The organism is Actinotalea sp. (assembly GCF_041597215.1).
GTDB lineage: Bacteria > Actinomycetota > Actinomycetes > Actinomycetales > Cellulomonadaceae > Actinotalea.
The window spans coordinates 1-5,078 of the sequence record NZ_JBFHHB010000230.1; the positions used below are offsets into that span (position 1 = coordinate 1).

The window sequence follows — 5,078 nt, forward strand, 5'->3', positions numbered from 1 at the left end:
CTCGACGCCGTCAGGGTCCAGGCGGCGGCGCTGCTCGGTGGCGCTCTCGGCGCCCACCCGGCCTCGGACCCCGCCAGCGACTTCCTGTCCCTCCCCGGGCTCGGTGGGCGGGCCGGCGCGGTCGGCGCACTGACGATGGCGGCCGACCTCGCCGCGAGCCGCCCGGCCGCGGCCGCACCGTCCATGAACGAGGACCTCTCATGACGACACTTCCCCCGCTCCTCCTGGAGCCCCTGCTGGTTCCCAAGCCCTGGGGCGGTCGCCGTCTCGGTGACCTGGGGCGTGCCCTTCCTGACGGGGTCGACATCGGCGAGTCCTGGGACCTGGCGGACCTCGACGCGGAGATGACCCCCGTCCCGGACCCGGTCAGCAGGATCGTCGGGGGCGCGATGGCGGGCCGGAGCCTCCGGGAGGTCGTGGCCGACTCCGCCGCCGCCCTGCTGGGCCGGGACCACGCCGAGGCCCGGCGCTTCCCGCTCCTCGTCAAGCACCTCGACGCCCGCGAGCACCTGTCGGTCCAGGTCCACCCGCCGGCCGAGCAGGTCGCCCGGCACCCAGGGATCCATCTCAAGACGGAGTCCTGGGTGGTCATCGCCGCCGAGCCCGGTGCCGGGCTGTTCCTCGGGGTGCGCCCCGGCGTGACACTGGACCAGATCGAGGCGGCCATGGGCACGTCCGCCCTCCCGGGGCTGCTCGGCTGGGTCCCGGCCCGGGTCGGTGACGTGCACCACGTCCCCGCCGGCCTGATCCACGCGGTGGGCGCAGGGGTCCTGGTCGCCGAGGTCCAGACCCCCTCGGACACGACCTTCCGGCTGTACGACTGGGTGGACGAGTACGGCAGGGCCCCGCGTGAGCTGCAGGTCGAGCTGGGGCTCGAGGCGATCCGCTCGCAGTGGGCGCTCAACGTGGACCCTCCTGCAACGGTGAGCAACGAGGGACTCCTGGTCGACACCGACCACTACACGATCAGTCGGCAGCGCGCCGAGGCGTCGCGGACCGTCCGCGTGGAGCCGCGCCCCGTCGCGCGGGTCGTGCTCGTCATGAGCGGCCAGGTGCGCATCGCCGGCCTCGACGCGCCCGTCGGACCAGGGCGGCTCGCCGTCCTTCCCGCGGACTGGGCAGGTGACCTCGCGGCGGAGGCCGACTCGTCATGGCTCGACATCGACCTCGTCGCGCCACGGCGCGTCGGGCGCCGGGCGTGAGCGCCGAGTGAGCGCCGAGTGAGCGCGGAGCGGGGGCCGTACGCCGCCGTGCTGTTCGACCTCGACGGCACACTGCTCTCCTCGACGGCGGCGGTCGAGCGGTCATGGGACCGGCTCGCCGTGGAGTACGCGATCCCGGCCGAGCGCTTCTTCGCCTACCACGGCATGACGGCGCGAGCGATCCTCGAGCGACTGCTCCCGGATCGTTCGGCGGACGAGCGGGAGACGGCGCACGAGCGCATCGTCGAGCTCGAGTCCTCGGACACCGAGGGCGTCGAAGCCCTCCCGGGCGCCGCGGAGGCGCTCGCGGCACTCGTGCCCACCGGGCGCTGCGCGATCGTCACCTCGGGGAGCAGGGTGCTGGCCCGGGCGCGCCTCGCCGCCGCCGGGGTCGACGTGCCGGCCGTCGTGATCACGGCCGACGACGTCGAGCACGGCAAGCCCGACCCCGAGCCCTACCTCACCGCTGCGCGTGCGCTCGGGGTCGCCGCCGCCGACTGCCTGGTGGTCGAGGACGCGGCGGCCGGGCTCGCCTCAGGTCGCGCGTCCGGAGCGACGACCCTTGGCCTGCGGACGACTCTCGGCGCCGGGATCGTCGAGGCGGACCTGGTCGTCGACGACCTGTCGGCCGTGCGGCTGGAGCCCGCGGTCGGCGGGGTCCTGCTGCTCAGGCGCTGACCTCGTCCGCTGCCCCGCGCAGGCACCACAGGCCCCAGGCGAGCATGGCGATGTCGTGGCCGACGAGGAACCCCCAGAGCGCTCCCCCGTGCAGGTTCGTGATCTTGAACATGAGGTCGCCGACCGCGTGCACACCGGCGAGGAGCCAGATGGCGTGCGTGCGCCAGCGGAGCACGCTGAATCCGACCCCGAAGCAGAAGGCCCCCACGGCCTGCGCCAGCGACACGGCCGGCGACTGCCCGAAGGCGATGTTCGCCAGGTGGCTCACCGCGAACAGCGCTCCGCCGATCACTGCCGAGCGCCGCAGCCCGAGCGAGCGCAGCGTGTCGAGGACGACGCCCCTGTGCCAGATCTCCTCGAAGACCCCCGTCGCGACATAGCCCGCGAGGAGTACGGCGAGCGTCCCTGTGCCAGGGAGGTCCACCCCCGTGACGAGGGGTGCGAGGGCGACGAGCGCGGGCACGGCGAGGAGCCCCGGCCGGCGCCAGCTCGCCGGCCCGGCCGCCCCGGTGCGTTCCCACGCGTGGGCGCGCGCCACGACGAGCAGCGCAGCGGCGGCCACGACGAGCACGGCGAGCAGGCGCCACCTGAGCTGGGAGGCGTCGCTCCCGTCGCCGGCGGCGGCGCCGACGAGCCCGATGCCAACGGTCACGAGCACGGGGGCCCCGACGAGGGCCGCGGCGGCGACGACCGGTCGCGGCCGCCCGGCCCACCAGGGCACTGCTGTCACCTCGTGCAGGCGCGCGGAGGAGGGTGCGGATCCGGTCATGGCGATGCTCCTCGACTTCCGATGCTGAACGTGAGAAGAGAGCGGGGTTGGTCAGCCCGGTGCCGCGGGGGCGCGGCCTCGGCGACGGACCTCGACCACCCGGAGCGCGGCGAGGGAGAGCAGGGCGAACAGGCCCAGCTCCGCGTCGACGAGGCTCAGGAGGGCGCAGATCCCGAAGACGGCGGTCGTCGCCCACGTCCACGCGATGCGGTTCGTGCCCCCGAGCCGGCGCTCCACGGCGGTCGTGATCGCGGACGTGAGCGCGGAGAGCACGACCATCGTGCCGATGTACGCCGAGGCGGAGGACGTCGTCAGGTCCCGGCCGACGACGGCTGTGGGGAACGGGAGGAAGACGACCACCAGCAGCCAGGCCATCGTCAGCGGGCCCAGGGCAGCGACGTCGACGGGGGAGTCGTGCAGGCGTCGGACGGCGGACCCGTGCGCGGTCCAGAACGCGTGGATCACGAGGAAGCTGATGACGAAGGAGAGCAGGAGGCCGCTGTGCGCCCCCACGTACGCGAACGGGTGCCTGGCATCGACCTCGCTGGAGGACTCCACCAAGGGGAGCACGAGGAGCGTCATCGCGATCGCGACGACGCCATCCGTCAACGCAGCCGTACGCGCGAATCCTGGCCCGTCATCGGAGCCGGCAGTGCGTGCGGGTTTTCCCCTGATTCCCACGGCAGAAATATGGCACTGCCGATCGCGCGGCACCAGTACCGGAGACGGGTCGGGCACCGCAGTTCGGCCGACCCGATCGCCCCAGGACGAGGTCGCTCCAGCGTGTCCTCCCCGCGGAGTCGGGGCATGGACCGATCGGCACCGGCCCTACCCCCGGGGCGGGGCACGGGACGAGAATGTCGGGGAAGGACGCGTCCGTCCCCCGGGCCGGACGCGTCGCGGGACCTACCGGTCCCGTGCATCGTCGAGCGAGCCGGAGCATCCGATGACCACTCCCTACCAGCCCCCGTACGACGAGCAGCGGCACCTCGCGCGCAAGCGGGTCCAGGCGCGTCGCGACCTGTCCACCCACGCGGTCGCGTACCTCGTGGTCAACGCGTTCCTCGTCCTGGTCTGGTGGATGACCTCACCGCAGGGCTACCTCTGGCCGGCGTGGGTCCTCGGCGGGTGGGGGATCGGTCTCGTGCTCAACGCCTGGGAGGTCCTCGGACGCCGGCCGATCACCGACGCTGACGTGGACCGGGAGCTGAGGCGAGGACGTCCGGCCGGCTGAGCGAACGCACCGGCGGACCCTGCCGCGGGGTCTGCCGCGGGGTACGCCGACGGCGGTCGAGCGGCTGCTAGCGGGACAGCACTGCTGCGAGGGCGTCGAGCACCTGCGGCCAGGCGGCCGACCCCGGGTCGATCAGCTCGAAGTGCCCGGCCCCGGGCACCTCCACCAGAGGGGTGCCCGTCGCCGAGCACCAAGTACGGGCGACCTCCACGGGCAGAAGGACGTCGTCCTCCCCGTGCACGACGACGGTCGGCACCGGCGGCCTCCCGAGCGCAGCGGGGTCGGCCTGCGCGAATCGCTCCGGTACCTCGTCAGGGGTGCCGCCGAGCAGTGCCGCCACGGCTCCGTTGCCGCTGTTGAGCCGATGTGCGGAGCCGAGGTCGCACACGGGTGCCAGCGCGACGACGCCCGTCACCCCCGGGAGCGCAGCGACCCACGAGGTGGTCGGCGCCGTTCCCGGGGCCTGGTCGGCCAGCTGCCCGCGCACTGCGGCCCACAGGGCCAGGTGACCGCCCGCGGAGTGCCCGAGCAGCACGACGGCCTCGGCGTCGGCACGACCGGGGAACGTCGCCGCGACCAGACCCGGGAGCGAGTCCACGGCCAGCGCGACGTCGTGGAACGTGCCGGGCCACCCTCCTCCGTCTCCCACCCGTCGGTACTCGGCGTTCACCACGCAGTAGCCGGCATCGGCGAGCGCCTGTGCGACGCCGGCCAGGTGGTGACGGTCGTAGACGGACCGCCAGAACCCGCCGTGCAGCAGGATGACCATCGGCGCGGGCGCCGCCCCGCTCTCCGGGAGGACGACATCGGCTACCTGGTCGGGGTGAGTGCCGTAGGTCACGCGCATGGCCGCACCCTACCGAGCGGGCAGGGGCCGCGCGGGCTGCTCCCTGGCGCGATCTCTCCGGCGTTTGTGCTGGTCAGGGGTGGTTGTGGGGGTGTTCGGGCGTGTCGGGTGGGGTGGATTTGACGGTGTGTGGGCTCGTGCGTAGTGTTCTACCTCGTTGCCCCGACGGGAGAAACGGACGGGCCGGCAGGTTACCTGCTGGCGGGCCGGTTTCGCGGGTCGACCACCCTGGTAGTCTTCTTAGGCGCTTCGGCGTCTGATTGGTGTGCCAGAGGTCTGTTCACCGGGTTGGACCGAGTTCGTGGGTTTGACGGGGTGGATCGGGCCAGGTATGATTGGGAAGTTGCC

7 protein-coding genes are annotated in these 5,078 nt (G+C 73.4%); 4 read left to right on the forward strand and 3 right to left on the reverse strand.

Annotated elements, in window-relative coordinates; translation table 11 throughout:
- From ABWK99_RS13395 to ABWK99_RS13405, 3 genes are all read left to right on the forward strand, one after another.
- Positions 1–204: hypothetical protein (locus tag ABWK99_RS13395; RefSeq protein WP_372595202.1), on the forward strand; the 204-nt coding region annotated here is incomplete at its 5' end.
- On the forward strand, positions 201–1,202 hold the full coding sequence (locus tag ABWK99_RS13400) for a type I phosphomannose isomerase catalytic subunit (protein WP_372595203.1): 1,002 nt from the start codon (positions 201–203) through the stop codon (positions 1,200–1,202). The genes ABWK99_RS13395 and ABWK99_RS13400, both read left to right, overlap by 4 nt.
- 18 nt (positions 1,203–1,220) lie before the next feature.
- Positions 1,221–1,880 carry an HAD-IA family hydrolase gene (locus tag ABWK99_RS13405; protein WP_372595204.1) on the forward strand — a complete coding sequence of 220 codons (660 nt, stop codon included), beginning with the start codon at positions 1,221–1,223 and terminating at the stop codon, positions 1,878–1,880.
- On the opposite strand, the gene ABWK99_RS13410 is transcribed toward ABWK99_RS13405, so the two are convergent.
- Positions 1,870–2,649, reverse strand: a complete 780-nt coding sequence (locus tag ABWK99_RS13410; RefSeq protein WP_372595205.1) for a lysostaphin resistance A-like protein — start codon at positions 2,647–2,649, stop codon at positions 1,870–1,872. The genes ABWK99_RS13405 and ABWK99_RS13410 overlap by 11 nt on opposite strands.
- 51 nt (positions 2,650–2,700) lie before the next feature.
- Positions 2,701–3,258, reverse strand: coding sequence for a TMEM175 family protein (locus ABWK99_RS13415; protein WP_372595206.1), 558 nt, complete (start codon positions 3,256–3,258; stop codon positions 2,701–2,703).
- 337 nt (positions 3,259–3,595) lie between these two features.
- Here ABWK99_RS13415 and ABWK99_RS13420 point away from each other — a divergent pair, with 337 nt between their 5' ends.
- On the forward strand, positions 3,596–3,883 hold the full coding sequence (locus tag ABWK99_RS13420) for a 2TM domain-containing protein (protein WP_372595207.1): 288 nt from the start codon (positions 3,596–3,598) through the stop codon (positions 3,881–3,883).
- A 67-nt stretch (positions 3,884–3,950) separates the two neighbouring features.
- Here the strand turns inward: ABWK99_RS13420 and ABWK99_RS13425 are convergent, their stop codons facing one another.
- On the reverse strand, positions 3,951–4,730 hold the full coding sequence (locus ABWK99_RS13425; RefSeq protein ID WP_372595208.1) for an alpha/beta hydrolase: 780 nt from the start codon (positions 4,728–4,730) through the stop codon (positions 3,951–3,953).
- Positions 4,731–5,078: the final 348 nt, after the last annotated feature.